General features: G+C 62.8%; 20 protein-coding genes. 10 read left to right on the top strand and 10 right to left on the bottom strand.

The window, feature by feature from the left end:
• Window positions 1-62: 62 nt before the first annotated feature.
• Window positions 63-983, bottom strand: coding sequence for a LysR family transcriptional regulator (locus WS64_RS23340; protein ID WP_059575302.1), 921 nt, complete (start codon window positions 981-983; stop codon window positions 63-65).
• A gap of 92 nt (window positions 984-1,075) precedes the next feature.
• On the opposite strand from WS64_RS23340, the gene WS64_RS23335 reads away from it, so the two are divergent.
• The 3 genes from WS64_RS23335 (at window position 1,076) to WS64_RS23325 (ending at window position 3,371) form a co-directional block, all read left to right on the top strand.
• Window positions 1,076-1,504 (top strand): MarR family winged helix-turn-helix transcriptional regulator, encoded by a 429-nt coding sequence (locus WS64_RS23335; protein ID WP_060967826.1) that lies wholly within the window; start codon window positions 1,076-1,078, stop codon window positions 1,502-1,504.
• Between the two features lie 177 nt (window positions 1,505-1,681).
• The gene (locus tag WS64_RS23330) at window positions 1,682-2,929 is read left to right on the top strand and encodes an aconitase X (RefSeq protein ID WP_060967825.1); all 1,248 of its coding nucleotides are present in this window, start codon (window positions 1,682-1,684) and stop codon (window positions 2,927-2,929) included.
• Window positions 2,922-3,371, top strand: a complete 450-nt coding sequence (locus WS64_RS23325) for an aconitase X swivel domain-containing protein (RefSeq protein WP_060967824.1) — start codon at window positions 2,922-2,924, stop codon at window positions 3,369-3,371. The genes WS64_RS23330 and WS64_RS23325 overlap by 8 nt, the downstream gene beginning before the upstream one ends.
• Window positions 3,372-3,483: 112 nt before the next feature.
• Here WS64_RS23325 and WS64_RS23320 read toward each other — a convergent pair whose 3' ends face one another.
• Window positions 3,484-4,560: an AraC family transcriptional regulator gene (locus WS64_RS23320; protein ID WP_060967823.1), complete on the bottom strand. Its 1,077-nt coding sequence runs from the start codon at window positions 4,558-4,560 to the stop codon at window positions 3,484-3,486.
• A 75-nt stretch (window positions 4,561-4,635) separates the two neighbouring features.
• On the opposite strand from WS64_RS23320, the gene WS64_RS23315 reads away from it, so the two are divergent.
• Window positions 4,636-6,669 (top strand): NADPH-dependent 2,4-dienoyl-CoA reductase, encoded by a 2,034-nt coding sequence (locus WS64_RS23315; protein ID WP_060967822.1) that lies wholly within the window; start codon window positions 4,636-4,638, stop codon window positions 6,667-6,669.
• 179 nt (window positions 6,670-6,848) lie between these two features.
• Here the strand turns inward: WS64_RS23315 and WS64_RS23310 are convergent, their stop codons facing one another.
• Together WS64_RS23310 and WS64_RS23305 are read right to left on the bottom strand one after the other, a co-directional pair.
• Entirely contained in the window at window positions 6,849-7,253 is a 405-nt protein-coding gene (locus WS64_RS23310; RefSeq protein WP_059575323.1) for a DUF2471 family protein, read from the bottom strand.
• A gap of 137 nt (window positions 7,254-7,390) precedes the next feature.
• Window positions 7,391-8,284: a LysR family transcriptional regulator gene (locus tag WS64_RS23305; protein ID WP_060967821.1), complete on the bottom strand. Its 894-nt coding sequence runs from the start codon at window positions 8,282-8,284 to the stop codon at window positions 7,391-7,393.
• An 86-nt stretch (window positions 8,285-8,370) separates the two neighbouring features.
• Here WS64_RS23305 and WS64_RS23300 point away from each other — a divergent pair, with 86 nt between their 5' ends.
• Window positions 8,371-9,156, top strand: a complete 786-nt coding sequence (locus tag WS64_RS23300; RefSeq protein WP_060967820.1) for an NAD(P)H-dependent oxidoreductase — start codon at window positions 8,371-8,373, stop codon at window positions 9,154-9,156.
• Between the two features lie 10 nt (window positions 9,157-9,166).
• Here the strand turns inward: WS64_RS23300 and tssE are convergent, their stop codons facing one another.
• The 6 genes from tssE to tssK form a co-directional block, all read right to left on the bottom strand.
• Window positions 9,167-9,589 (bottom strand): type VI secretion system baseplate subunit TssE, encoded by a 423-nt coding sequence (gene tssE, locus WS64_RS23295; protein WP_059575349.1) that lies wholly within the window; start codon window positions 9,587-9,589, stop codon window positions 9,167-9,169.
• Window positions 9,586-12,312, bottom strand: coding sequence for a type VI secretion system ATPase TssH (gene tssH / locus WS64_RS23290; protein WP_060967819.1), 2,727 nt, complete (start codon window positions 12,310-12,312; stop codon window positions 9,586-9,588). The genes tssE and tssH overlap by 4 nt, the downstream gene beginning before the upstream one ends.
• 107 nt (window positions 12,313-12,419) lie before the next feature.
• Window positions 12,420-12,905: an Hcp family type VI secretion system effector gene (locus tag WS64_RS23285; protein ID WP_059575329.1), complete on the bottom strand. Its 486-nt coding sequence runs from the start codon at window positions 12,903-12,905 to the stop codon at window positions 12,420-12,422.
• 96 nt (window positions 12,906-13,001) lie between these two features.
• Window positions 13,002-14,780, bottom strand: a complete 1,779-nt coding sequence (locus WS64_RS23280; protein ID WP_060967818.1) for an OmpA family protein — start codon at window positions 14,778-14,780, stop codon at window positions 13,002-13,004.
• Window positions 14,777-15,532 (bottom strand): DotU family type IV/VI secretion system protein, encoded by a 756-nt coding sequence (locus tag WS64_RS23275; protein ID WP_060967817.1) that lies wholly within the window; start codon window positions 15,530-15,532, stop codon window positions 14,777-14,779. The genes WS64_RS23280 and WS64_RS23275 overlap by 4 nt, the downstream gene beginning before the upstream one ends.
• Window positions 15,532-16,881, bottom strand: a complete 1,350-nt coding sequence (gene tssK / locus WS64_RS23270) for a type VI secretion system baseplate subunit TssK (RefSeq protein ID WP_060967816.1) — start codon at window positions 16,879-16,881, stop codon at window positions 15,532-15,534. Before tssK ends, WS64_RS23275 begins: the two co-directional genes overlap by 1 nt.
• Window positions 16,882-17,443: 562 nt before the next feature.
• On the opposite strand from tssK, the gene tssB reads away from it, so the two are divergent.
• From tssB to WS64_RS34505, 5 genes are all read left to right on the top strand, one after another.
• A complete protein-coding gene (gene tssB, locus WS64_RS23265) occupies window positions 17,444-17,956 on the top strand; it encodes a type VI secretion system contractile sheath small subunit (protein WP_059575337.1) in 513 nt (170 codons plus the stop codon).
• Between the two features lie 73 nt (window positions 17,957-18,029).
• Window positions 18,030-19,580, top strand: coding sequence for a type VI secretion system contractile sheath large subunit (gene tssC, locus WS64_RS23260; protein WP_060967815.1), 1,551 nt, complete (start codon window positions 18,030-18,032; stop codon window positions 19,578-19,580).
• A gap of 79 nt (window positions 19,581-19,659) precedes the next feature.
• A complete protein-coding gene (locus WS64_RS23255) occupies window positions 19,660-21,999 on the top strand; it encodes a type VI secretion system Vgr family protein (protein WP_060967814.1) in 2,340 nt (779 codons plus the stop codon).
• A gap of 8 nt (window positions 22,000-22,007) precedes the next feature.
• Complete coding sequence (locus tag WS64_RS23250; RefSeq protein ID WP_081103901.1) at window positions 22,008-24,479, top strand: glycoside hydrolase family 108 protein; 2,472 nt, start codon at window positions 22,008-22,010, stop codon at window positions 24,477-24,479.
• An 8-nt stretch (window positions 24,480-24,487) separates the two neighbouring features.
• Window positions 24,488-24,925, top strand: a complete 438-nt coding sequence (locus WS64_RS34505) for a hypothetical protein (protein ID WP_155720466.1) — start codon at window positions 24,488-24,490, stop codon at window positions 24,923-24,925.
• Window positions 24,926-26,917 lie beyond the last annotated feature (1,992 nt).

Below are 26,917 nucleotides of genomic sequence, written 5' to 3'. Positions count from 1 at the left end.
AGGATCAGATTGGTGTCGTGGCTGTACCAATCGGCGTCGCAAAGGCGCGTTCCCGCGCCCGGTCACGCCGCGGCCGGGACGCTCCAGCCTTCGCGGTCGCAATACGCGGCCGTGTAGTCGATGAACGCCTTCACCTTCGCGGGCAGCAGCGAGCGGTTCGCGTACGCGAGCTTGATTTCGACGAACGCATCGACGAGATCGGCGCCTTCCAGCAACTGCACGAGCGCGCCCGACGCGAGTTGCGCCTCGACGAGCGTTTTCGGGACGACGCCGATGCCGAAGTCGTGCATCACCATTTCGCGGTTGAACACGGGGCTGTTCGACGAGATGTCGAAACGGAACGGCACGGTGACCGTGTCGCCGTCGACGCGGAACGACAGCGCCGGGCGGCGCAGCGACGGCGAGATCGGCACGAACGGATGATCGGCGAGGTCGGCCGGGCTTTCGGGGCGCGCATGCGCGTGCAGATACGCAGGCGTGGCGACGATCACGACCGGAATGCGCTCGATCAGCCGCACGACGGTCGATTCGCTCGTCAGCATGTACGGCACGACGATGCCGATGTCGTAGCCTTCGCCGACCAGATCGACCGGGCGCTCGGTCAGCGTGACGTCGAGGCGCACGTTCGGGTGCGCGGCCTTGAAGCCGGCGATCAACGGCACGAGCCGGTTCAGCGCGGCCGTCGTATGCGCGACGAGGCGCAGCAGGCCCTCGGGCTCGCGCGTGTGTGCCTGCGCTTGAACTTCCAGCGCGTCGAGCTCGTCGAGCACGGCCGCGCAACGCTCGTAGATGCGCTCGGCCGTCTCGGTCAGCGACACCTGGCGCGTGGTCCGGTGCAGCAGCCGGCTGCCGAAACGCGCCTCCAGATCGGCCACCGCGCGCGAGACGACCGGCCGCGCGAGGCCGTGCATGTCGGCGGCGCGCGTGAAGCTGCGCATCTCCACCACCGACCGGAAGATCCGCAACTTGTCGATGTAGTCCATGTCCGTCTCCTTGATGCGATGGCCGGCCGCCGGCCGTTGTTACCGCGGAGTGTACATTGACTTTATGCATATGCACATATAGATTCCGGAACATGAACGACATTCCGATTTCCGAGGCGTGCAACTGTCTCGCGCTGCGCCAGGCGGCGCGCTTCGTCACGCAACTGTACGAACGCCATCTGGCCCCGGTTGGCGTCACGCCCGCCCAGTTCTCGATCATGGTGAACCTCAAACGCCGGCCCGGCCTGCTGATGAGCGAACTCGCCGACACGCTCGTGATGGATCGCACGACCTTGCTGCGCGCGCTGAAGCCGTTGCAGCGCGATGGCTTCGTCGCGACGGCTGCGTCCGAGCACGATGCGCGTGCGCATGCGCTCCATCTCACGAAGCTCGGCGAGCGCACGTTCGCGCAGGCGAAAGTTGCGTGGCAGGCCGCGCAAGACGAATTCGACGCGCAGTTCGGCCGCGATCGCGCGAAGGCGCTGCGTGACGAGTTGTTCAGCCTGACTGCGGAGCGTTAGGGGGAACTGGATCGGAATGCGAGCCATTATGTGATTTGGTCGCCGAATTTCGGTGAAAGTGGTTTTGTGTGGGTCCGGATCTGTGAAAATCTGGACAGTTTTTATTTCCAGTTGTAGAGTCCTCTGACGGATTTCACGCAGCCGGCGCCGCCGGCACGCGTCACGAGGAGCAACCGGATGCTGCAGTTGAGTGACCGCGACGACGCGATGTTGCGCGGGGATTTCGGCGACGGCGTCGCCCGTGCGATGCGAATCGTCGCGCGCACCGCGCAAGTGATGTCCGCGCCGCACCTGATCGACATTACGTCTGCGCATATCGACGGCTGCCTGTACCACGGCCAGACCAGCCTCGACTTCGTCGACTATTTCGTCGAAACGGGCGCGAAGGTTGCGGTGCCGACCACGTTGAACGTCGGGTCGCTCGACCTGATCCATCCCGAGCTGTACCACGGCGATCGCACGATCCAGCGCGATGCGCGGCGCCTGATGGACGCGCATTTGTTGCTCGGCTGCGAATCGAGCTTCACGTGCGCGCCGTATCAGCTGAAGCATCGCCCCGCGCTGGGCGAGCAGATCGCGTGGGCCGAATCGAATGCGATCGTGTTCGCGAACTCGGTGCTCGGCGCACGCACGAGCCGCTACGGCGATTTCCTCGACCTGGCTGCCGCGATCACGGGGCGCGCGCCGTATGCGGGGCTGCATGTCGACGCGAACCGCGCCGCGCGGATCGTGTTCAATGCGCCGGACTTCAGCAGCCTGCCGTCGCGCGACATCTATTTCGCCGCGCTCGGGCTGGCGGTCGGCAAGATCGCGGGCGCGATCGTGCCGGCGATCGTCGGGCTGCCGGCGGACACTACCGAGGACGAACTCAAGGCGCTCGGCGCGGCCGCCGCGTCGAGCGGGGCCGTCGCGCTGTTCCATGCAGTGGGCGTGACGCCGGAGGCGCCGACGCTCGACGCCGCGTTGCATGGGCACGCGGCGCAGCGCACGGTCGATATCGCGATGGCCGATCTCGACGAGATTCGCCGCACGCTGAACCACGCCGCAGCCGGCGACGCGCTCGTCGCGGTGGCGCTCGGCACGCCGCATTTTTCTTTGGCCGAGTTCCGCACGCTCGACACATTGCTCGACGCCTTCGACGGCAAGCCGGCCTGCGATTTCTACGTGAACACGAGCCGCTTCATTTTGTGGGAGCTGGAAGAAGCCGGCCTCGCGGAGAAATTCGCCGCGCGCGGCATCCAGATCGTCGTCGATACCTGCACGTACATCACGCCGGTGATGAAGCAGTTGTCGGGGCTGGTGATGACCAACTCGGGGAAGTGGGCGTCATATGCGCCCGCGAACATCGGCGTGACGGTCGCGTACGGCAGCATGCGCGAATGCGTGCGGTCCGCGTACGAAGGCAAGGTGCGATTCGATGACTGACGCGACGGGCAAGTTCTTGACGGGCGACACGCTCGTGCCGGGCAGCGCGTGTGCGCGTCCGTTCGTGCTCGACAAGCCGCTGAGCTTCTGGGGCGGCTACGACTCGGGCGCGGGCAGGATCGTCGATCGTGGGCATCCGCAAGCCGGCGCGAGCCTTGCCGGCAAGGTGATGGTGATGCCGCACGCGAAGGGCTCCAGTTCGAGCAGCAGCGTGCTCGCGGAAGCGGTGCGCAACGGCACGGGGCCGGTCGGGATCGTGCTGAAGGAGCGCGACCTGATCGTCTCGATCGGCGCGATCGTGGCCGCCGAGCTGTATGCGATCGCGGTGCCGGTGGTGTGCGTGACGGACGACGTGTACGACGCGATTGCCGCCGCGACGGGCGACGTGCGGATCGAGGCGGGGGAGGGGGACGGCGGGGCGCGGATTGATATCGGCTGCTGATACGTCGCGCGCTCGTCGCGGCATGCACCTCGGGCCACACGATCAAGCTGAACGCGACGCGCAGTACCGGTGAAATCGCGGGCCGGTGTCTCGTGTCGCCAGTGGTTGCGTATCAGTCGCGCGCCGCACCCGCTTCCCGGTATGCGCTCGGCGTTTGCCCGGCCCAGCGCCGGAACGCGCGCGTGAAATTCGCCGGGTCGGTGAATTGCAGCCGCTCGGCGATCGTTTTCAGGTCGAGATCCGATGCGGCGAGCAACTGCTTTGCGTCGCGAAACCGCGCTTCGTCGAGCAATTGCCGATAGCTCGAACCGGCTTCCTCGAGCCGGCGCCGCAACGTGCGCGTCGACACGAGCAGCGCCTCGGCGAGCATGTCGGGCCCCGGGTATTCGCCGGCGGCGCGCGCCAGCTCCGCGCGAACCCGCTCGACCAGATCGCCTTCCTCCTGCCGCACCTGCGCATATTCGTGCTCCACCTGCACGAGCGCCTGCCGGTGCGCGACTTCATCGGCGAGCGGCAGCGGCCAGTCGAGCACGTCGTGCGCGACCCACAGCGCATTGGCTGCGCAGCCGAATTCGACCGGCGGCAACGTATCGCGGTAGCGCGCGAAATACGCGGGCTCCGGCCACGCGAATTGCAGCCTGATCGGCGGCGACGGGCGACCGGCCCATTGCGCGATGTTCTGCGCGAGCCCCGTCAGCACGAATTCGAACATCACGTGATGCTGCAGCACGGGATTCGCCTGCACGCCGTGCAGTTCGAGCGTCGCGCCACGTTCGTCTTCCGCATAGGTCAGCCGGTACTGGCGATTGCGCATCCGGAAGTAGCGCTGCGTGACCGACAGTGCTTCGCGGATGTCCCGCGCGGTCAGCGTCGCATAGCCGAGAAAGCCGTGCACGGTCGGCTTCAGCAGCAGGCCGAACGCGAGCCCGATACCCGGATCGCCGCCGATCTCGATCGCGTTGAGCACGAGCCGTCCCCATTGCGACGGCGCGACGCGTGCATCCGGTTCGGCCAGCACCGCGTCGCGCAGGCCCGTGCCGGCACGCACGGCGGCCAGATCGACGCCGCGTGCGGCCAGCGCCTGCAGCAGCAGGCGCGTATAGGCGACCGGAATCGTCGGCCGGCGCAGCCCGAGGCGGTCCTTGCGAGACGGGGAGGTCATGTCGTTTTGGCCGGAAATGACAAGCATTATGGCTGTTTGCCCCCTCACGTTCAAGGCGCCGCCCGCCTACGATGGCAGGCATCGCTTACTGGCCGAATCATCATGACGACCCCCTTTCCCCACCTGCTCGCTCCGCTCGATCTCGGCTTCACGACGCTGAAGAACCGCGTGCTGATGGGCTCGATGCATACCGGCCTCGAGGACAGCCGCAAGACGCTGCCGCGTCTCGCCGAATATTTCGCCGAGCGCGCGCGCGGCGGCGTCGGCCTGATCGTGACGGGCGGCTTCGCGCCGAACGTGGCCGGCTGGACCAAGCCGTTCGGCGGCACGCTGATGACGTCGGCCGCCGCGCGCCGGCATCGCGAGATCACGGATGCCGTGCATGCGGAGGACGGCAAGATCGCGCTGCAGATCCTGCATACGGGCCGCTACGGTTATCACCCGTTCGCGGTCGCGCCGTCGAAGATCAAGTCGCCGATCTCGCCGTTCGCGCCGCACGAACTGAGCGCGCGCGGCGTCGAGCGGCAGATCCGCGCGTTCGTGCGCTGCGCGACGCTGGCGCGCGAAGCCGGTTACGACGGCGTCGAGATCATGGGCTCCGAAGGCTACCTGATCAACCAGTTCATCTCGATGCATACGAACAAGCGCAGCGACCAGTGGGGCGGGTCGTACGAGAACCGCATCCGCTTGCCGATCGAGATCATCGAGCGCACGCGCGAAGCGGTCGGCCGCGACTTCATCCTGATCTACCGGCTGTCGATGCTCGACCTGATTCCGGATGGCAGCGACTGGAACGAAACCGTGCAGCTCGCGAAGGCGGTCGAGCGCGCGGGTGCGACCATCATCAACACGGGGATCGGCTGGCACGAGGCGCGCGTGCCGACGATCGCGACGTCGGTGCCGCGCGGCGCGTTCGCGTGGGTGACGAAGAAGATGAAGGGCGAGGTCGGCATTCCGCTCGTGACGACCAACCGGATCAACCGGCCCGAAGTGGCCGAGCAGATTCTCGCGGACGGCTGCGCGGACATGGTGTCGATGGCGCGCCCGCTGCTCGCGGATCCCGAGTTCGTCGTCAAGGCGGCGCAGGGCCGGGCCGACGAAATCAACACGTGCATCGGCTGCAACCAGGCGTGCCTCGATCATGCGTTCAAGAACCGAATCGCGTCGTGCCTGCTGAATCCGCGTGCGTGCCACGAGACGGAGCTGAAATACACGCCCGCGCCGCAGTCGAAGCGCATCGCGGTGGTGGGCGCGGGGCCGGCCGGGCTTGCGTGCTCGACGGTGCTCGCGCAGCGCGGCCATCAGGTCGACCTGTTCGACGCGGCGCCGGAGATCGGCGGCCAGTTCAACATGGCGAAGCGGATCCCGGGCAAGGGGGAGTTTCACGAAGCGTTGCGCTACTTCGGCCGGCAGGTCGAGTTGACCGGCGTGAAGCTGCACCTGAACCGCCGCGTCGACGCGAGCGACCTGATCGCGGGCGGCTACGACGAAATCGTGCTCGCGACCGGCGTCGCGCCGCGCGACCCGAAGATTCCGGGGCAGGACGGGCCGAACGTGCTCAGCTATATCGACGTGCTCGCGGGCAGGCAGCCGGTCGGCCGACGGGTCGCGGTGGTGGGCGCGGGCGGGATCGGCTTCGATGTCGCCGAATATCTGGTGCAGGACGGCGAGTCGCCGGCGCTCGATCTGGACGTGTGGAAGGCCGAGTGGGGCGTGACCGACCCGGCCGCGACGCGCGGCGGCGTGACGCGTGCGCGGGTGTCGGCGCCCGCGCGCGAAGTGACGCTGCTGCAGCGCAAGGCCGCACCGCTCGGCAAGGGCCTCGGCAAGACGACCGGCTGGATTCACCGTGCGACGCTGAAGATGAAGCAGGTGAAGATGATCGGCGGCGTGAATTACGAACTGATCGATGCACGCGGATTGCACGTGTCGTACGGCGAGCAGCGCACCGATCACGAATTGATCGAAGCCGACACGGTCGTGCTCTGCACGGGGCAGGAGCCGCAGCGCACGTTGCTCGCGCCGCTGCAGGCGGCCGGGCGCTCGGTGCACCTGATCGGCGGTGCGGAACTGGCCGCCGAACTCGATGCGAAGCGTGCGATCGACCAGGGGGCGCGGCTGGCGGCGCGGCTGTAACGGGCGTTGCTGCGCCGTTCGCCCGGCGGCAGTCACCCGGCGGTGATCCGCGGCGGGCGGGGCTTGTCGCGCGCTGCGCCGATGCGTCGAACCGCGGAAGCCGAACCCGATGAGCGGCCGCGTCGATCGCGCTGCCACCCGACGTGCGGCAGAACGCAGCCGCGCAAGGCCCGCGCGGCTCAGGCCGCTTCGGCCCGTTCTTCCTCTTCCGCTTCGAGCATCGCCTTGACGATCAGATAGACGGCCGGCAGGTCGTCGTCGTCGCGGCGCCAGTCGACCGGCTCCTCGACGTCCGCGGCGACCAGCCGACTGTCGCGCAGCCGGATGAATGCATCGACGACGGCCGGCTCGTTGCGGCTCAGGAAACCGGCATTCGAGAATGCCAGCTCCTCGACGTTCAGCAGCGCCTGCCAGCTCATCGTGCGGACGGCGGCCGGGTGGGTGCGGCGACGCAGGCCGAGCGCCCGCTGGGCAGGGCCGCTGACGACACGCTGCAGATCGACGACCGCCCGCTGCGCGGCGCGCTCGAAATGGACGGGATTGAAGCCGGGTTGCTCGGGATCGAATGCGGATGACTGGAACATGGTCGCCTCACTAAAGACCGTCTCGGGATGATGGAATTCGGGTCAAATGACGCAGAAACACTGTAAATATATACAGTGATCGACCGACTTTCAAGCCCCCGGTGACAGCAGATGTCAGCCGCGCCGCGACCGGCGTGTCAGACCGTCGCCGCGATCGTCTCCCGCAGCCATCGATGCGCCGGATCGCGATGCATGCGCTCGTGCCACAGCATCGACATTTCATAGCCGGGCACCTCGACCGGGGCGTCCACCACGCGCAGCGCGGGCACGTCGCGCACCAGCCGTTCGGGCACCATCGCGACGAGATCGGTACTCGCGACGGCCGACATCACGAACAGAAAGTGCGGCACCGACAGCACGACGCGCCGGGCGGCGCCGACCTTCGCGAGCGCTTCGTCCGTCACGCCGAAGAAGCCGCCGCCGTCGGGCGACACGATCACGTGTTCGAGCGAGCCGAACTGCGCGAGCGTGGGTCGCCGCTTCAGCTTCGGATGGCCGGCACGGCCGATCAGGACGTAACGCTCGACGAACAGCGGCAGGCGCCGCATGCCGGGCGGCGAGCCTTCGGTCGTGTGAAAAGCCAGGTCGATGCCGTTTCGTTCGGCGTCTTGCTCGATGCGCGGCGGCACGAGCTCGACGACGGCGAGCCGCGTGGCGGGCGCGGTCGAGCGCAGCGTGTGCAGCGCGGGCAGCACGATCGTCGATTCGCCGTAGTCGGTCGCGGCCACGCGCCACGTGTTCGTCGCGGTTGCAGGGTCGAACGGCGTGGCCGGAACCACGGCCCGCTCGACGGCCTCGAGCGCCTCCCGCAACGGCTCGCGCAGCGCTTCCGCGCGCGCGGTGGGCCGCATCCCGCGCGGCCCCGGCAACAGCAGCGGATCGCCGAACACGTCGCGCAGCTTCTGCAGCTGGACGCTGACCGACGGTTGCGACATGTTCAGTTTCTCGGCCGCCCGCGTGACGTTGTGCTCGGCGAGCAGCACGTCGAGCGTGACGAGCAGGTTCAGATCGAGCCTTCTGAGATTATTCATCGCTATACCTGGGATATCAGGAATTCATTTCAAATATACCGCTGAAGGCGGCATCCTGCAGCCATTCAATCCACGGAGTGACGAACATGAATGTGCTGATCGCGTATGCCCATCCCGAGCCGCGCTCGCTGAACGGCGCGCTGCGCGACTTCGCCGTCGCGCACCTCGAAGCGGCCGGCCACACGGTGCAAGTGACCGACCTGTACGCGATGAACTGGAAGGCGACGCTCGATGCGCACGACATGACCGGCCGTGCGCCCGACGATCGCTTCGATCCGGCGCTCGATTCGAAGCGCGCGTTCGAGACGGGCACGCAGCGCGACGACATCGCGCGCGAGCAGGACAAGCTGAAGTGGGCCGACGCGGTGATTCTGCAGTTTCCGCTGTGGTGGTTCTCGATGCCGGCGATCATGAAGGGCTGGTTCGAGCGCGTGTACGCGTACGGGTTTGCCTATGGTGTCGGCGAGCATTCCGACACGCATTGGGGCGATCGCTACGGCGAAGGGTCGCTCGCCGGCAAGCGGGCGATGGTGATCGTCACGACGGGCGGGTGGGAACCGCACTATAGCCCGCGCGGCATCAACGGGCCGATCGACGACCTGCTGTTCCCGATCCAGCACGGCATGCTGTACTACCCGGGGTTCGACGTGCTGCCGCCATTCGTGATCTATCGGACGGGCAAGATGAACGCGGCGCGCTTCGACGAAACGCGCGCGGCGCTCGGCCGGCGTCTCGACGATCTGTGGACCACGCAGCCGATTCCGTTTCGCCGGCAGAACGCGGGCGATTACGAGATTCCGGCACTGACGCTGAAGGACGGGATCGCGCCGGGGAAGGTCGGATTTAGTGCGCATCTGGCGCACGAGGGTTGATCGTGCGCGATCACGATGGGTCGATGCGCCGGACGACATGCAGGCGGCCCGGCGGCTCGAAGTAGGTGCCGAAGCGCACGAGCCCGGCGTTCTTCAGATGGCAGGTCATCTCGAAGCTGACGAGAATGCCGGGATCGCGGTTGTCGACGATCGCGACGTCGATCGCGCGAATGCGCGGTTCGTATTTCAACAGCGTCGCTTCCATCTGCTGCTTGAGCAAATGCGCGGACGCGGGCAATGCCTTGTAGATGTTCGTCAGGTCGGGCAGCCCGTAGTCGGGTAGATGCTTGAGCGCGCCGGCTCGCGTATTGAGAATACGGCGGACGTTCTGCTGGACGCTCAGGCATTCAAGCGTCCGGTCGTCGTAGGCGCCGATCGGTTCGCCGCCGATCTGGCCGAGCAGCATGTCATACAGCGACGGGCCGGCGGTCATTGTCGGCTCCATCGTTCGGTGCCGTCGTCGCCGGCCGTCGGCGCATCGACGAAATCGATCGTCAACGTGCCTTCGGCAGTCGCGGACAACGAGATCTGCCGTGGCGCGATGCCCGATGCCATCCGCGCAAGCAATTCGCGGGACACGACGGGCAGCACGCGCTGGTTCAGGAACGCATCGACGCTGCGTGCGCCCGATTCCCGCGATACGCAGTGCCGCGCGATCGAGTCGATCAGATCGTCCGCGCACGTCAGTGTCACGCCGTGTTGCCGGTGCAGGCGTGCTGCGATCATGTTCAGTTTGATGCGCACGATCGACGCGAGCGCCGCGGCATCGAGCGGCCGATAGACGAGCGTCTGGAACCGCGCGAGCAGTGCCGGCTGGAAATGCGCGACCAGTTGCGCGTGAATGACTTCCCGCAATGCCGCCTGCGTGATCGATGCGTCCTCAGCCGTCGCATCGTCGATTTGCGCACTGCCGAGATTGGACGTCATCACGATCACGCAGTGGCGGAAATCGATCTCGCGCCCTTCGCCATCGCGCATCGTGCCCCGGTCGAATACCTGATAGAAGATGTCGAGCACATCGCGATGCGCTTTTTCGACCTCGTCCAGCAGCACCACGCTGTACGGCCGCTGACGCACGGCTTCGGTCAGCACGCCGCCGCGCCCGTAGCCGACGTAGCCGGGCGGCGAGCCCTTGAGCTGCGACACGGTATGCGCTTCCTGGTACTCCGACAGGTTGATGGTCGTCAGCGCGGCGTCGCCGCCGAACAACAGGTCGGCCAGCGCTCGCGCGGTTTCGGTCTTGCCGACGCCGGACGGCCCGGCCAGCAGGAACACGCCGAGCGGCGTGTGTTCGCTCTTCAGGCCGGCCTTGGCGGTGCGCAGGCTCTCGGCCAATGCGGCGATCGCATCGTCTTGTGCGACCACGCGCGTCGCCAGCGTTGCTTCGAGGGCGAGCAGGTTGCGCAGTTCGTCCTCGACGAGGTTGCCGACCGGTACGCCCGTCCATTCGGCGACGACGCGCGCGATGGACGGCGCGTCGACGTCGGCGGCAACCATCGGCGACTTGCGTTGAACGGCCGACAACGCATCGAGCGCATCCGACACGGCCGCCGGATCGACCATCTGATTCGTTGCGTCGCGAAGGGCATGCACGGCGCCGACGAGTTCGCGTTCCCGCGTGTACTGATCCAGCAGCCTGTCGGCGGCGTCGCGGGCGGTATCGTATTCCGTGTCGATCGACGCACGCCGTTCGGCGACAGCGGCGATCCCGGCGTGGCGGTCCGCGTCCAGCGCGGCGCGCTCCAGTTCGAGCGCCGCCAGCGTCGCACGCGCCTGCTGCAGTTCCGCGGGCGGCACGTCGAGCGACATGCGCACGCGTGCGGCGGCCGTGTCGATCAGGTCGACTGCCTTGTCCGGCAACTGTCGCGCGGGAATATAGCGGCGCGACAACCGCACGGCCGCGACGATCGCTTCGTCGCGGATATGCACGCCGTGATGCTTCGCATAGCGGCTCGCGAGCCCGCGCAGCATCAGGCAGGCGGTGTCGTCGTCCGGTTCGTCGACCTTGATGACCTGGAAGCGCCGTTCGAGTGCGGCGTCGCGCTCGAAATACTGCTTGTACTCGGCCCACGTGGTGGCCGCGATCGTGCGCAATTCCCCGCGCGCGAGTGCCGGCTTGAGCAGGTTGGCCGCATCGGCGCCGCCCGCCGGGTTGCCTGCGCCGATCAACGTATGGGCTTCGTCGATGAACAGCAGGATCGGTGTTTCGGACGCGCGCACTTCGTCGATCACGTTCTTCAGGCGTTGCTCGAATTCGCCCTTGACGCCCGCACCGGCCTGCAACAAGCCGAGATCGAGTGTCAGGATGCGCGTGTCGCGGATCGTTTCCGGCACGCTGCCTTCTGCTACACGCAGCGCGAGCCCTTCGACGAGCGCGGTCTTGCCGACGCCTGGTTCGCCGACCAGGATCGGATTGTTCTTGCGGCGGCGCGCGAGTACGTCGATCATCTGCCGGATCTCGCGGTCGCGGCCGAATACCGGGTCGATCTCGCCTCCGCGCGCCTTTTCGGTCAGATCGAGCGCGAAACGGGCGAGCGCATCGCCGTCGATCGCGCGCGCCGGCACGTGCGGCGCATGCGGGGCCGCGTTGCCGGTGGTGGTCGATGCCGCCGTCCCGGCGCCGCGCTGACTGCCGGCCGGGGCGGTTTCCCACGTCGATACCGTTTCGTCGCATGCGTTTTCGCACGAGCGCCGCCCGAGCCGGGGCAGCACACGCCTGATCTGCGTACTCGAAACCGACAGCAGCGGCCATGCCCGCTGGGTGCGCAGCACATGCGGTGCGTCGACGATCGCCTGTAGCAGATGCCCGGAGCGAATGGCGCCGTCGCGGTCGTCGGATACCGCCTGCGCCCATGCGTCCTCGATCACCGTGGCGAGCTGCCGTGACAACGCCGGCACGCCGCGCAGCGTACGCGGCATGCGGTCGATCGCGTCGATCATCGCGTCCCAGACGGCATCGATGTCGAGATCGTAGTGACGCAGGATCGCCGGAATATCGCCGTCGTCCGCCTCGATCAGCTTCAGCACCCAGTGCTCGACCGCGATTTCGTCGGCGAGCCGGGTCTGGCAAAGGCTTGCAGCGGCTTCGAGCGCACGCGTGCAATGAGGATTGAGACGGCGAATGAGATGGGAAGCGTCCCGGAGCGGCGGCGTCATGTCGGTAGCGGATCAGGAGAGGGAGAGGGCGCGCATCCGTCGATGCGCATGCGAACCGGCGGAATCCGGCGCGCGCACGCACCGGATTCCGCCGGCCGGTCAACACGTCAGGAACGTTCGTTCCACGTGTCCTTGTGGATGATGTTGCCGTCCTTGTACGACCACGTGATCGTCTCGTAGCGCAGTTCCACGTCTTCGAGATGGTTGTGCTTTTCGTAGTCGGGGTTCTTGATGTCGAGCATCTTCGGCTTTACCGCGACGATCTTCACGTTGTCGAGCTTCGTGTTGAAGTATTCCTTCTCCTTGCCCGCGTCGTCGATCCGATACCATTTGATCTCGACCGACTTCAGCGTCTGGCCGCTCGTCACGGCCTTGTACAGGTACGGCGTCGACGCGTCCGTTTCCTTCGTCAGCATGATCGGCTTGTGCACGCGCGTGCCGGTGAGCTTGCCCGTATTGCCGTCGGTCGGGATGTGCACCCCGTGGTCGAACGCGACCAGTTCGACGCTGCCCTCGCGATCCTGGACGGTCACCGAGCCCTTGATGTCCGCGCCACCGTCGTCCTTGAGCCACATGTAGGCCGGAATTGCCATTTGTTCACTCCTTCTTTTCGTACTGCGAATCGCCGGAACGGCGTTCCGGCGCTGACAAGCCCGAGGCGTCGCCCCGGGACCCAAAAATGTTGCGTATTACCGCGCGGCGCCCGTCGGGAGGGCCGGCGCCGGCGTATCGGGAACGAGCGTGATTTCGACCCGACGATTCCTCGCTCGCCCCTGCGGTGTCGCGTTGTCCGCGACCGGCCGTGTATCGCCGTAGCCCTGGATCGCGAACTGCGTCGGCGGGATGCCCGATGCATCGACGAGCCAGTCGCGCACGGCCGACGCGCGATCGATCGACAGCTTGAGGTTCCGATCGGGCCGACCCCGATCGTCCGTGTAACCGGCGACGAGCACGCGCTTGTCCGGATGAGCCTTGATGAGGTCGAGCGCATCGACCATCGCGCGCGTGGTGCCGGCCTTGAGCCGCGCGTTGCCGCTGTCGAACAGCGACATGCTGTCCAGCGTGACGACGGCGGGCGGCGGCGGGGGCGGTTCGTAAGAGGCGATCGCGTCGTCGAGAAGCGGCAGCAGCTGCGCGCCGCGATAGGTGCCGAACGACAGCCGCAGCGGAACGCCGACGCGGGCGTATCGGTCGAGTTGATCGCGGTCCGCTGCAAGGGACAGCAGCGCGTCGCGCTTCGCGGTGTCCTGCGTGGCGGGGATGCGGTTGTAGCGTTCCAGATGCTCGCCGACGCGGGCCATCAGCGTTTCATTGTTCCGGGCGGCCGCGCAGATGGCGACGACCGCCGCGCACGCGACGATCGCAATCGCATGCGCGACCGCGGCGATGCGCGGCGATCGCCACGCACGGCGCGGCATCGTATCGATCAGCGGTTGCGGAAAGGGCCACGGGAGCGGCGACGCGGGCAATGCGGCCGGCGTGATACGCGTCAGCGCGCGCACTTCGCGTTCCCATGGTTTGCCTGGGCCGGACGCCGGGCCGTGATCGATCCAGCCGGCGCCGAGCAGCGGCCACGGCGACGCGGGCTGACGTCGGTCCGTCAGCGTGTCGAACACGAGACGGCGGGTCCATCCGACGATCGACGCGATTCCGGCGGCGCGGGCCGAGACGGCCGGATTTGCGTCGGCATGGAGTGCGTCCGACTCGGCCGCCTCGATTGCGGTGTCGAAGCCGTGCAGATTCGCGATGGCCGAGCCGGTCGACATGCCGTACCACTGCGCCGCCGACGCGCCGGCGGCAGCCTTCGTCGCCACGCTCGCATCCGACAGTCGCTGATAGACGGCGACGTAGCCCGGCAGCGACGTGCCCAGCATGCGACACGCATCGGCGACGGCCTGCCGGATCACGCGCAGGTTCTGCGACAACGTATCGTCGCTCGCATGGAGGCCGGGCGCGACCGAGAGCACGACGCAATCGGGTGCACGGCCGTCCCGCCACTGACGGACGGCGACGGCAAGCCGGGCGAGATCCTGCGGGCGATCGGCGCGCAGCCAGATTGCGCCGTCGCCGACGTGAACGAAACGTGCGCGCGCCGTATCGCGATCGAACAAGGCGGACAGGCCGTCGCCGGTGACGAGCGCGAGCGGCATTTTCGTGCGGAGTGCGACGGGCAGGTCGGCGGTGGCCGCGCCGAGTTGCGCAAGCACGTGCACGTTCCGTTCGCGGGCACGCGTCAGCCGGCGCGAATGCAGCCAGACGACGAGCGCGGAAAGCACAGCGACGCTCGCCGTCAATCCCCACATGACGCCGCGATCGACGGCCAAAACCCATCCGATGATAGCCAGCGCGAGCGTCGCGGATAGCGTGACGATCGTGCGCAGCGGATAGCCGAGACCCGACAGCGCCGCCTTTGCGGCATCGGATTCGACGTGGGTCGCCACCCGCGGGAGAGGGGTATCCGACGTCACGGCCGCTTCACTTTCTGGACGAGTTGCGCCAGTTCCGCGTCGAGAATGCGATCCCACGCGAACCATGCGAGTATCGCGATCACGCAGGCCGTTCCGGCGATCGCCCATGGCGACAGATGCCTGAGCCGGTCGATCAGTCGCGTGTTAGAACGATCGGTGACGAACCCCGGCCGCACGGCCGGCCGCAATCGATCGATTTGCGCGACCAGCGCGGCCAGCAATGCCAGACGCGTTGCCTCGCCCTCGTGGGCGTCCGCCGACGAGCCCGCGCGAGCGGCGTAGCGGCCGCGAAATCCCAGACCGAAAATGGCCGCATAGCATTCGAGCAGATCGACGTTCGGCGAGGGTTCGCGCATCCGGTACTCGAGCCGCTCGTAAATGCGCGTGCCTGCGTCGTGCGTGCCGAACCGGTCGACCTGCAGCGGCCTGGACTCCCAGTTCGCCTTGTCGGCGGCGGGCAGATGCCGCAGCGCGGTTTCATCGATCAGCGCGCATTGCGCGACGAGCAAATCGTCCCGTATGTCGGCGGCGACCCCCTGTGCATCGAGTGCCGTCGCCAACTGCGCGACGAGCCGGGCGCACTGCTGACGCAGCCCTTCCGGGTTGTCGACCTCGCCGCCGCTCGACAGTTGCGCGACGAGCAGTGCCGTATCGCGCAGCAGCGCACGCATCGAAGGCCCGGCCGCGTGGCTGGACGATGGCTCCCGCGCCAGCAACGCGGAATCGTGACGTGTGGAGACGATGGCGTTCATCAGCGCAGCACCGCGTAGAGTTCGATCGATGCGTCGGGAATCGACGCCGGCAGATAGATCTGGCAAGCGCGCGCGGCCAGCATCCGCGCATGGGCGGCGTCGTGCGCATCCAGCGCGAAATAATGGTTGTCCAGCCGCACCGGAATGGCGCCCGGCACGCGCTGCACGGCCTTGAGCGGAATCCCCGCCACCGCGGAATTGACGATGTGCTCGACGTCGTCCGGCGCACCGATCTTGCACAGGCGCGGGAACTGTTCGACGAGCTCGAACGCCGGTAGCGCCGCATTGACGGACAGGTACCAGTCCGCCGCGCCCTCGACGATCCGCTCGTCAAGGAACCGGCCGGCCCAGGTGGTCGGCGTTGTGTGCGATAGCCCAATCGACACGACCCGCGACGGGATGATCGCGTCGAGCAGATCGCGGATCAACGCCTCGAGCGTCGCGAACACCTCGTGTGCGCCGGCATGATCGTAAGGCGGGATGTCGGTCAGCGACACGTGTGTCGAGAAAGTGCTCAACGAGCCTGCCAATTGCGCGAGCACCTGGTACAGGCGATCCGTGGGCTGCGCGGGATGCGACGCGAGGAAGCGCAGTTGCGGCCACGCCTGATGAATGCAGTGCAGGAGCCAGAAGAGCTGGACGTCGGCGACGCCGTATTCGGCAACCTGTTCGATCCGTTCGCTGCGGCGCGCGCCGAGGAGCGCGCTCTTGGCGGCGAGGATATCCGCGAGCCGCCGGATGCGCTCGATATGCAGCGGATGACCCGACAGCGACAGACAGGGCGGTACATATTCGCGATCGATCTGAAACTGGCCGCTCGTCGTGCGCGTCAGGCGAGTGATTGCGCATGCGGTGTCGTCTGCGTGCGATTCGTGGCCGAACAGCAAGCGGACGGCGTGGCGCTCGGCTGCGATTTCGGCTTCGCCCGCGCCGTTCAGGTCCACCACCTTCACGAACTCCCGATACGCGCGACGCGGACGGGCCAACGCCGTCTCGTCGAAACGGCAGTTGCCGCCGTTCGCGTCGGGCAGCGCGAGTGCGGCGAGCACGTCGACGGTCTGGGTATCGGCGGGAATTTCGCGGCCGAGGTCACGCGCGGGCGGCAGTGCGTCGGCGATGGTCGTGTCGATCGGCGTGCCGTCCGGAAAGCGTAGCCGCAGCCGCGTGAGCTTCAGACGGCCGGACGCCAGTGCTTCTTCGTCGACATCGACGTTCAGCGTTCCCCACGGCGACGCGGCGACCGCCGACGCCAGTTGTTGCAGCGCGAACCCGTTCCAGCGGTCCTGCTGCTGGAAATGCTGCTGCGTGAGAATCAGCCCTTCATGCCAGAGCGGCTTTTCGATCCGCATGGTGTAGTCAATATCGATCAGAAGTTATGAGGCGCCGATTCTAACCATCATTTGCCGATTTCGTCACTCCGTCATCGGGTAATTTGTTGACAAATGTGTCATTTATATCGAGATAAGAGTGGGGTTGATTTTGAGATTATGGTGAGAATAGTTTTTGTGATCTGCCGGAGTTTGTGTTCGCTGATTTATCGAGATTTTTGGGAGTGTCGTTTGTGGAATTTCGTTATAAATATCAATGAGTTGTGGTGATCATTCAGTTATTTGAGATTGGTTTTGGTGTGGTTCGTGTCTGCCTCAGGTGAGGGGGTGGTATAGGACTAGTATTAATTGATCCGTTTCTCGTTAGGTCGGATGTGATTTTTGATTTCTGTCTGTTTACTTTTCATGAAATTGCATGATATTTTCTGCCGTCTGAATCGGCATGTCATGCCGCGAATATCCGATTCGGTCGTGCGTCAATACGGGTTGCGATTTTCAAAAAAAGTGACGTGAACGACGGTGCACTCGTGGTCCGGGGTGCATATCGCGGAATCTTCAAGCTTTCTGAGATAAGGAGAACGAATTGGATAGCTTTCAGCGAGAGATCCCGAAGAGCCGGGTGTCGATCACTCTCGACTTGCATACGGGCGGGGCGCAGAAGAAGGTCGAGCTGCCCCTGAAGCTGTTGGTGGCGGGCGACTTCAGCGCCGGCCGCGAGCAGGCGCCGCTTGCCGAGCGCAAGAAGGTGAACATCGACAAGAACAATTTCGATGCCGTGCTGGCCGACTACGCGCCGGATCTCAAGATTGCCGCGAACAACACGCTGGCCGGCGACGGTTCCGAGCTGCCCGTCAACCTGTCGTTCCGGTCGATCAAGGATTTCGAGCCCGAGCAGGTGGCGCGCCAGATTCCCGAGCTTCAGGCGCTCCTCGCGATGCGCAACCTGCTGCGCGACCTGAAATCGAATTTGCTCGACAACGGGACGTTCCGTCGCGAGTTCGAGAAGGTGCTGAAGGACGACCGCCTGTCCGCGAAGCTGCGCGGCGAGCTCGCGCAGATCGCGACCGCCGCGACGCAGCCTGAAGGGCATGCGTGAGCGACGCCGGGCAAAACGCGCGTTCAGCGCATTCCGCAACTTCGTAGCCATTCGATCGCAGACAGGATCCGAGATGAAACCCACTGAAACGCAGCAGGCCGGCGCGACCGAGACCGTCGTGCTGGACGCCCCGCATGGGGATATCGACAGCGTCTATGCGTCGCTGTGCAGCAAGATCAACCTGAAGCCCGTTAGCGAGGCGCGCCCGCTTGAGGCGTTCCGCGACAACGACATGCTGTCCGAGGCATCGGCCGACGAGCGCATCGCGCGCGGGATGAGCGCGTTCCTCGAACTCGTCGCGAACGCGAGCCAGCCGGTGGACCGGCTCGACAAATCGCTGCTCGACTTCCACATTGGCCAGATCGACCGGCAAATCAGCCGCCAGCTCGACGCCGTGATGCACACGCCGGAATTCCAGGCGCTCGAAGCACGCTGGCGGGGCCTGAAGATGCTCGTGAGCCGCACCGATTTCCGCAAGAACGCGCGCATCGAGGTGCTCGACGTATCGAAGGACGCGCTGCAGCGCGACTTCGAGGACACGCCGGAACTGATCCAGAGCGGGCTGTATCGCCTCACCTACATCGAGGAATACGACACGCCGGGCGGCCAGCCGATCAGCGCGATGATCAGCGACTTCGAGTTCGCGAATTCGCCAATGGACGTTGCGCTGCTACGCAATATTTCGAAGGTCGCGGCTGCCGCGCACATGCCGTTCATCGGCTCGGTCGGGCCGGCGTTCTTCGGCAAGCGGTCGATGGAGGAAGTGGCGGCGATCCAGGACATCGGCAACTACTTCGATCGCGCCGAATACATCAAGTGGAAGAGCTTCCGCGATACCGACGATGCGCGTTACGTCGGCCTGACGATGCCGCGCGTACTCGGCCGCTTGCCGTACGGCAAGGACACGGCGCCGGTGCGGGCGTTCAACTATGAGGAGGCCGTCAAGGGCCCCGATCACGACAAGTACCTGTGGATGAACGCGTCGTTCGCGTTCGCGGCGAACATGGTGCGCAGCTTCGTGAGCAATGGATGGTGCGTGCAGATCCGCGGGCCGCAGGCGGGCGGCAAGGTCGAGGATCTGCCGGTTCACCTGTACGACCTCGGCACCGGCTACCAGCCGAAGATCCCGACGGAAGTGCTGATCCCGGAGACGCGCGAATTCGAATTCGCGAATCTCGGCTTCATCCCGCTGTCGTTCTACAAGAACCACGACTTCGCGTGCTTCTTCTCCGCAAACTCGGCGCAGAAGCCGGCGCTGTACGAAACCAAGGAAGCGACCGCGAACAGCCGCATCAACGCACGGCTGCCGTACATCTTCCTGTTGTCTCGCATCGCGCACTACCTGAAGCTGATCCAGCGCGAAAACATCGGCACGACAAAGGATCGCCGGCTGCTTGAACTCGAACTGAACAACTGGATCAAGGGGCTCGTCACCGAGATGAAGGATCCGGGCGACGAGTTGCAGGCGTCGCATCCGCTGCGCGAGGCGAAGGTCACGGTCGAGGATATCGAGGACAACCCGGGCTTCTTCCGGATCAAGCTGTTCATCGTCCCGCACTTCCAGGTCGAAGGCATGGACATCGGGCTGTCGCTCGTGTCGCAGATGCCGAAGGCGAAGAACTGATCCGACGTGTGATGGCGAACCGCCGGGGTGACGATGGTTGCCCCGGCGGCACCGCCTGTTTGCGCAACCGAGAGAGTCGATGTCGATGATTTTGCCTACGCAGGCTTATGAATTGAAGCTGGCGCCGCATCCGGCGCCGTTCTCGATCCTGAAGTTCACGGGGCTGGACCGCGTGAGCCAGCTTTATCGGTACGAGATCGAATTCACAAGCCCCGTGGCCGGGATTCCAATGGACCAAGTGCTGGGCCGGCCGGCGAAGTTCGTTGCCGATCCGATCGACCCGGGCATGGATTACCTGCGAAAGATGTTCGGAGAGAACGCGGCTCGGTTCAGTACGAAGCCGGCGGCGTATACGGTTCATGGTGTGATCACGCAATTCGACGAGCTTGAGACTTCGGCGGACGAAACGCGCTACCGCGTCGTGCTGGAACCGGCGCTCGCGGATCTCGATCGCGGCGTGACCAGCCGCTTGTTTCAGAAGCAGTCGGTCGAGGAGATCGTGACCGACACGCTTCGGCACTACGGTTATCGCGCGGGGGTGGATTTTCAGTTCCAGTTGCGCGGGCAGTACAAGCGCCGTGAATACGTGACGCAGTATCACGAGACTACGTTCGCGTTCATCCGGCGCATGTGTGCGGAAGAGGGGATCTGGTTTCGCTGGGAGCAGAAGAAGGATCGCGCGGTGGTGGTGTTCGGCGACGATCTCGATGCGTATGCGCGCAAGCAGCGCACGGTGCCGTATCGGCGTGATTCGGGGCTGGAGAGCGTCGGTGCGGATGCGATCAAGACGCTCGGGCGCGAGATGAAGCGCGTGCCGGAGGCCGTGCGGCTGCATGACTACAACCATCGACAGGCCGGGGTGTCGCTGCTGGTCGAGGAAAACACGGCGCGCGACGACAAGACGACGAACGCCGTCGATTATCGCTGGGGCGAGCATTACGAGACGCCCGAAGAGGGCAAGCGGGTGGCGCGGTTGCGGCACGAGGCCTATCTGGCCGGGCAGATCACGTTCAAGGGAACGGGCAATCCGTTCTGGCTCGAAGCCGGCGAGGTCATGCGCGTCGAGCCGAAGCCGGCCGATGCGAAACATGGGGTTTTCGTGACGTCGGTCGAGTCGCACGGCGGGCGGAACGAATCGTACTGGGTGGCGTTCGAGGGGATTCCGTCGGATCGCGTGTGGCGCACGTCGATGGCCTCGATTTCGCGGCCGGTGGTCGACGGGATTCTGCCGGCGCGGATTACGTCGCCAGGCAACTACAAGTATGCGTACCTGACCGAGCAGGGCTGGTACGTGATCAAGCTGCCGTTCGATCTCGATGAATGGAGCCCGGGTGGGACGAGCCGGCCGGTGCGGTTGGCGAAGCCGTATAGCGGTGGCGATTATGGGCATCACTTTCCGTTGATCGACGGGGCGGAAGTGGCGATCGTCCATACGGACGGCGATCCGAACCGGCCGGTGATCATCGGGGCGATGCATGACAGCGTGCATCCGGATCTGGTCAACAACCTGAACCATACGCGGAATCTTATTCGGACGGCGGCGCGCAATGAGTTGCGGATGGAGGATAGGGAGGGCAACGAGCATGTCCATCTAATCACGCCGTTCCGGGCAAGCCAGCTGAATCTCGGCTTCATGGTCGACATCGATCGCAACGCGCGCGGAACGGGGGCTGAACTCGCTACCGATGGTCATGCGTCGATCCGGGCGGCAGACGGCGTGCTCGTATCGGCCGAAGCGCAACCTGGGGCGGCCGGCGAGCAGCTCGCGATGCAAAACGCGGATGCAACGTTCGCACAGGCTGAAGAAATTCTGCGCTCTCTCAATGATGCCGCGAACGCCGCAAAGGCACTACAGGCTGCGGCCAATCAGCAACGCGTACTGATCGAGCAGAAGTTGAGCCGCCTCCAGAAGCCCGTCATTGTCGCAAGCGCGCCGGAGGGTGTCGGCATCGCGAGCGGGCAGCACGTTCAGGTTGCTGCACGCAAGCAGATGTTCATTACGGCCGGCGAAGGATTGGACATCGGCGTCATGAAGCGTATCACCGCGGCGGCCGGTGAAGCGATTTCGTTCTTCGCGGCGAGGCTGGGAATTCGACTCTTCGCGGCAAAGGGCAAGGTGCAGATTCAGGCGCAAGGCGACGGCATGGAATTGATGGCGATGCAGGACGTGCACGTGTGTTCTTCGGATGGCGGAATCACGATAACCGGTCGTAAAGGCGTCACGATCGGTGATGGCTCGGGTGCCTATATCAAGCTGTCAGGCGGAAAGATCGTGCTCGGGAGTCCTGCGGGGGAAATCGAGCTGAAAGGCGACCTGACCGTCAATGACGCCGACGGCGGGAGTTTCAAGTTTCCGATGTGGTCCTCGGCGCCGCCAAAGGACGTGAAGAACACACTGAATTTCGGTTTTTCGGAGTAAGCCCGACCATGGCGACCAAACGCACATCGAAAAATGCGCCGAAGCGAGCGACGCCGCCCAAGTCAACGCGGACGCCTGCCAAGCCTGCTCTGAAGAAACTGTCGTTCGCATTTCCGTTCTTGCGTAAAGGCAATGGCGCGTCCGATGCTTCAACCCGATTCACCGATGAGCACGATATCTATCGGCTGCTGGCCGAGCGTGAACCGTCCGGCACCTATCTGTCGAGCAGCAACGGCATGTGGCACGGCGGCATCCATATCACGGAGGCCGGTGCGGGCCAGTCGCTGGACCTCGACGGGGGATTGCGCTGTATCGCCGACGGTATGCTGATTGCGTTTCGCGCCAACAAGACCTATCCAGTCAGCGAAATGGCGGCTGCCGATAGTGGGGCGCCGTATGAAGCGCCGTATAGCACGGGCTTCGCGCTGGTGCGGCATACGATGGAGTTCCCGCGGGATACCAAGCTGACGTTCTACAGCTTGTATATGCACCTGATGTCCTGGGAGGACTACGCAAATTTCCCGAAACGGGAGAAGCCGTCGTATTGGCCGCGGCAATGGCGGGTGACGCAGTATGCGCAGGATAAACCGGTGTCGGGAAAAAACGGACAGGCTCCCGATCCGGCGCAGCAGGGGTTGCGAGTCCGCAAGGCTCCGAACGGTGCGCCTATTGGCATCGTGCCTCAGGGGACCAGCGTCGGCATCGGGAAGATTGAGACGAAGCACGGGAAGGTGTGGGGGCAACTGACGGATCTACACGGGGCATCGCTGTATCCGCAACACGCGGGCGGTTATGTCGAGCCGTCGAGTGCGATCGGTGGATGGGTTTTTCTCGGCCAGGAAAATGGCGGGCCGGTTGCCGAGGAGGCTGTTGAGGACGCGATGTTCGATCGGGTTGTCGTGGTAACGGATCAAGCCAAGCCTGGCGACACACCCGGCATTCCAATCAAGGCGGGGGATCTGATCGGACACCTGGGGCGATACGACTCGTTGAATCAACGTAGCTCGGGCGTTCGAATGGCGCACATCGAGGTTTTCTGTGATGACAGCATCCAGTCGTTCCTTGAGCAAGGGCGTGCATGGGTTAGCCAACATGGTTCGCGCAAGGAGGACTGGGCCGAGCTCGGGCTTCCGTCGGAACCGACCATTCTGCGAATTGAGCCGGGTACGGTGCTGTATCAGCGTACGCTGGACAATGAATTTGTACAGGGCGCAGACCCGCAATCGCGAAAAACAGACCGTGTGCAGGTGTACTCGCTCGCCGAGCTGGCGCGTGATTCGAGACGGCGTGTTCCGGTGCCCGGACCGAATCCCGATCCAGGTTATCCGGTGAGCTGGTGGCATGTCGACGGCGTGAACGCCCACGGGCACGCGATTGAAGGCTGGGTGTGTGATTTCAACTTTGCTGGCGGGCGAGTGACCCGTGAGTTCGCACAGAAGTGGATCGACTTCGAGTGTTTGGCAGATACCCACGATCCGGCACATACGATTTTTGCGACGACGCAATCATGGATTGATTACGCGAGCGGTGCGAATGCGCCTGATCTCGCATCGTGTTCGAAGCTCAGTCCGTTGATGCTCAAGGTATACGACGCACTGTACAAGAGGGGTGATGGTAGCCGCGCGGCTGACGAGCTTTGCACGTTGTCGACAGGCGAACGGGACGGATATCCGTGGTTGATGCAAGCGGCGTCGCGACTGATCGTCAAGCACGAGAGCGAGTGGGCGAATCCGTCGAAGTGGAAGCCGTTGATCGCCGGGTTGGAGAAGCAGACGGGGCCTAAGCCGCAGCATGAGGAAGAGCGGAAGCGGATCGAGAAGTTGGCGTGGTGGGATGAGGTGGGGGCTGGTGTTTCGAACTTTCCAAGGTGGGATGTTTACCACATTAATTCAATTGGATTAGTAGCAAACTTCGCGCTCGAGTGTGATTGTAAGGCCCGATTTGAAAAAGTATCAAAGATAATTCTTTTCAATGAGGGAGGGTTCGTGGATGATCCAAATGATCCTGGAGGGGCTACCAACAAAGGTATCGCGTGGGCTACTTGGGAAGCGTATGCCGAAAAAGACGTCGGTGTTGAGCCGACGTTGGAAAATTTGAAAGCGCTGACCGATGATCAGGCCAAAGCGATATACCTGAAGCGGTATTGGGAGCCTCGAGGTTTTTGTGGGATCTTCAATGAAAAGACTGCTCTTAATATATACGACTGGACAATAACATCTGGGCAGGCTGTTAGGAAAATACAGGAACTTCTTGCTGTGGAATATTCTGTGGAAATTGCACAAAACAACGTAATGTCAAAGGATTTTATTAATAAAATAAATTCCATTGCAAATCAAGATGAGCTTGTGCAGAGAATTGGATCGCTCAGAAAGCAGTATTATACGTCGCTGGCATATGATAAAAAAGGGAAGCCCAATAAAAAATACAAATTTTTGGAAGGGTGGATAAGGAGAGTTGATCGGTGCCTAGGTTACGAATGACAAATTTCGTGAATAAAATGATGAAACGGATTTTTGGGTGTGTCTTCGCTGTGATTTCGGCCGGTGGACACGCGTCTTCCGTAGACTCGTTTGTCGGCGAGTGGGGCTGGAGTAGTTCATCTGGAACAATGACGTTTTCAATTGATTTAAAAGAAAAGGACGGTAAGATTTACGGGCAGTATTGTGCTGTGGCGCAAAACGGTAATAAGATAGATTGCGATAACGAGGAAAATAATAATATCCATGGAATTGTTGACGATTCTGGGAAGTCGTCATTCGTAAATTTCCATTCATTTTTCGGGGCAAAGGACGGAGGCGCTATTCTGAGAGTAGTCGACGGTTATCTAATTTGGCATGTCACCAGAAACCCGAGAGGAGGGGAGTTTTATGCCCCTAAAGACGCTATCTTGATACCACATCGATTAATGATGAAGAGGATGAAGTAAGAAGCATAGAGAGTCGGTTTTCGGAGTGACCTGACTATGGCAACCAAGCGCAAATCGAGAAAAGCGCCGAAGCGAGTGCCGCTGCCCATGTCGACGCCTGCCAAGCTTGCTCCGAAGCAACTGTCGTTCGCATTTTCGTTTTGCGTAAAGACAATGGTGCGTCCGATGCTTCAACCCGATTCACCGTTGAGCACGATAAATATGCAGTCTGGTCAGCGTGCTTCTTCTGGGTTATCGACGGTCTCTATAGTCTTGCAGATCGGGGCGATGTCTTTGACTCCATAATCAAGGTGATCAGCCTAGGGTTATTTAAAGCGAAGATCGATAAGGTGAAAGCGGAAAGTATTGGTGGTAGAAGAGCACACTTCTTCGAAATTCATGTATGGGGTGGTCTTGTATGAGAATGATTGCAAAGGTGGTTGCCTTGACGGCTGCAACCATTTTCAGCGACATTGTCTGTGCTAGGGGGGCTGATTATATATATGCGTGGAGTCTCTGCCGCCATGGTGAAGTAGGCTATTTTAGTTGCGAATTACAAGGCTCAAAAAAATTGCATCAGTTTGCGCGTCTAACAACTCGTCACCCGATCATGGATATGTGCAATATCGCTTTGGGACGCAGAGTAATATTGAATACAAGCACCCTGGCGAACTCTTACACCCGCGCGGAAAAATTTCGATCATTGATGTCTCAAGGCTCTCTGAAGGCTTAGGTAGTCATCTAAAGTTTACGAGCGGGCCCTACACCTACGTAGTCTCAAATGCGCTCGTGCCTGGGGAAATTTATGTTTCTAAAAATGGGAAGCTGGTATTCGATCAGATTTGCGAAGGCAATGCATATATCCCGTTCGATAAAGCTGTTCGAAGTGGTGTGGAATATGGGGTCGTGGATAACACCGATAAGCTTGATCAGCATGGGAAGTAGAGGTGGGGAATCTATGTTTCGATTGTTTTAAATCGATCTTAGATGTCGCGAGATGTTGCGGTTCGTGGCTTTCGTGTTTGTTTTAAGAATTATAGTATTTATGAGTTTGTCGACTATTTGGATTCTCGAAATGCTAGCGGCATCAATGGCCTTAAATTCTATATTTCGAAAAATGGAAGGGTGTATGACGCTATTCCTCTTCCCGAAAGGATCATTTCAGACTTTCCGGATCGGGCGGTTGCGAAGCTCAATTTGGCCGACGCGTATTGTGATAGTGAGTACAAGGAGCAATCGGGAAGAGTATTCGATCATATTAATATAGATAATTGAATTCGTGCTACGAAAAAACGTGCAACTAGTCAGCTGCTAGATACTGGGGCCATAGTAAATTGTATAAGATTTCTGATCGTGATGATGCGAGCGTAGATGTAGGTGGCATAACAGAATTGTAAATTTCGGACTTTTGGGTCGCTGCCCTCACCGGCCAATTTCTGATGAAAATATGTCGGATATTGTTGATCGGAGAAATAATTTCATGTCTATTCGCGGCTGGCAGGGGTTGATATGACAAGTAGGAAATTTGCTTTTGTAATTCTCTTGTGCGTGGCGAAAATTAGTGTGGCCGGCGCTGGAGTCGGTGCGGTGAGGGACGAAGAAACTCTGTGCCGAGTAGATGAGGATATTTATTTTAGTTGTCCGCTCGCAAATGAGAAAGTGATTTCAATTTGCGCGAAGAATAACTATGGGCCCGGGAGGGGATATATAAAATATCGATATGGAAGAAATGGTGGTTTCTTGGAGATTTCGGAGGGGAATATTGGTTCGGGTAATTTGTTTTCAATATCCGATGTGTCGGAGGGTAGTATCCGTGGTCTTCATTTAAAAATAACAAATGGAGCTTACGTGTATGTTGTATCTTCCGTTTGGCCGGGAGGGGTGTACGTTTCGAGAAATGGAAGGGTGATTATGGATCAAGAATGTCGATCATCGAAGTACAAAAACTTCTCGGATAATGTGTCGGTTGGGGTGAAATGGGTATTGCCTTCTGAGGTTGATGTGTATTAGTAA

The organism is Burkholderia anthina (genome assembly GCF_001547525.1).
In the GTDB taxonomy this organism is placed as follows: Bacteria; Pseudomonadota; Gammaproteobacteria; order Burkholderiales; family Burkholderiaceae; genus Burkholderia; species Burkholderia semiarida.
The sequence above is the reverse complement of the archived record's forward strand: the minus strand, read 5'-3'. Positions and strand labels throughout refer to the sequence as shown.

Excerpts from the sequence above, each read along its gene's own strand:
- WS64_RS23305 (WP_060967821.1), bottom strand. The coding sequence starts at position 8,284 with ATGAATAATCTCAGAAGGCTCGATCTGAACCTGCTCGTCACGCTCGAC.
- WS64_RS23250 (WP_081103901.1), top strand. The coding sequence starts at position 22,008 with ATGGCGACCAAACGCACATCGAAAAATGCGCCGAAGCGAGCGACGCCG.
- WS64_RS23320 (WP_060967823.1), bottom strand. The coding sequence starts at position 4,560 with ATGCTTGTCATTTCCGGCCAAAACGACATGACCTCCCCGTCTCGCAAG.
- WS64_RS23300 (WP_060967820.1), top strand. The coding sequence starts at position 8,371 with ATGAATGTGCTGATCGCGTATGCCCATCCCGAGCCGCGCTCGCTGAAC.
- WS64_RS23310 (WP_059575323.1), bottom strand. The coding sequence starts at position 7,253 with ATGTTCCAGTCATCCGCATTCGATCCCGAGCAACCCGGCTTCAATCCC.
- WS64_RS23275 (WP_060967817.1), bottom strand. The coding sequence starts at position 15,532 with ATGAACGCCATCGTCTCCACACGTCACGATTCCGCGTTGCTGGCGCGG.
- WS64_RS23330 (WP_060967825.1), top strand. The coding sequence starts at position 1,682 with ATGCTGCAGTTGAGTGACCGCGACGACGCGATGTTGCGCGGGGATTTC.
- WS64_RS23315 (WP_060967822.1), top strand. The coding sequence starts at position 4,636 with ATGACGACCCCCTTTCCCCACCTGCTCGCTCCGCTCGATCTCGGCTTC.
- WS64_RS23325 (WP_060967824.1), top strand. The coding sequence starts at position 2,922 with ATGACTGACGCGACGGGCAAGTTCTTGACGGGCGACACGCTCGTGCCG.
- tssC (WP_060967815.1), top strand. The coding sequence starts at position 18,030 with ATGAAACCCACTGAAACGCAGCAGGCCGGCGCGACCGAGACCGTCGTG.
- WS64_RS23335 (WP_060967826.1), top strand. The coding sequence starts at position 1,076 with ATGAACGACATTCCGATTTCCGAGGCGTGCAACTGTCTCGCGCTGCGC.
- WS64_RS23285 (WP_059575329.1), bottom strand. The coding sequence starts at position 12,905 with ATGGCAATTCCGGCCTACATGTGGCTCAAGGACGACGGTGGCGCGGAC.
- WS64_RS23340 (WP_059575302.1), bottom strand. The coding sequence starts at position 983 with ATGGACTACATCGACAAGTTGCGGATCTTCCGGTCGGTGGTGGAGATG.
- WS64_RS23255 (WP_060967814.1), top strand. The coding sequence starts at position 19,660 with ATGTCGATGATTTTGCCTACGCAGGCTTATGAATTGAAGCTGGCGCCG.
- tssE (WP_059575349.1), bottom strand. The coding sequence starts at position 9,589 with ATGACCGCCGGCCCGTCGCTGTATGACATGCTGCTCGGCCAGATCGGC.
- tssK (WP_060967816.1), bottom strand. The coding sequence starts at position 16,881 with ATGCGGATCGAAAAGCCGCTCTGGCATGAAGGGCTGATTCTCACGCAG.
- tssH (WP_060967819.1), bottom strand. The coding sequence starts at position 12,312 with ATGACGCCGCCGCTCCGGGACGCTTCCCATCTCATTCGCCGTCTCAAT.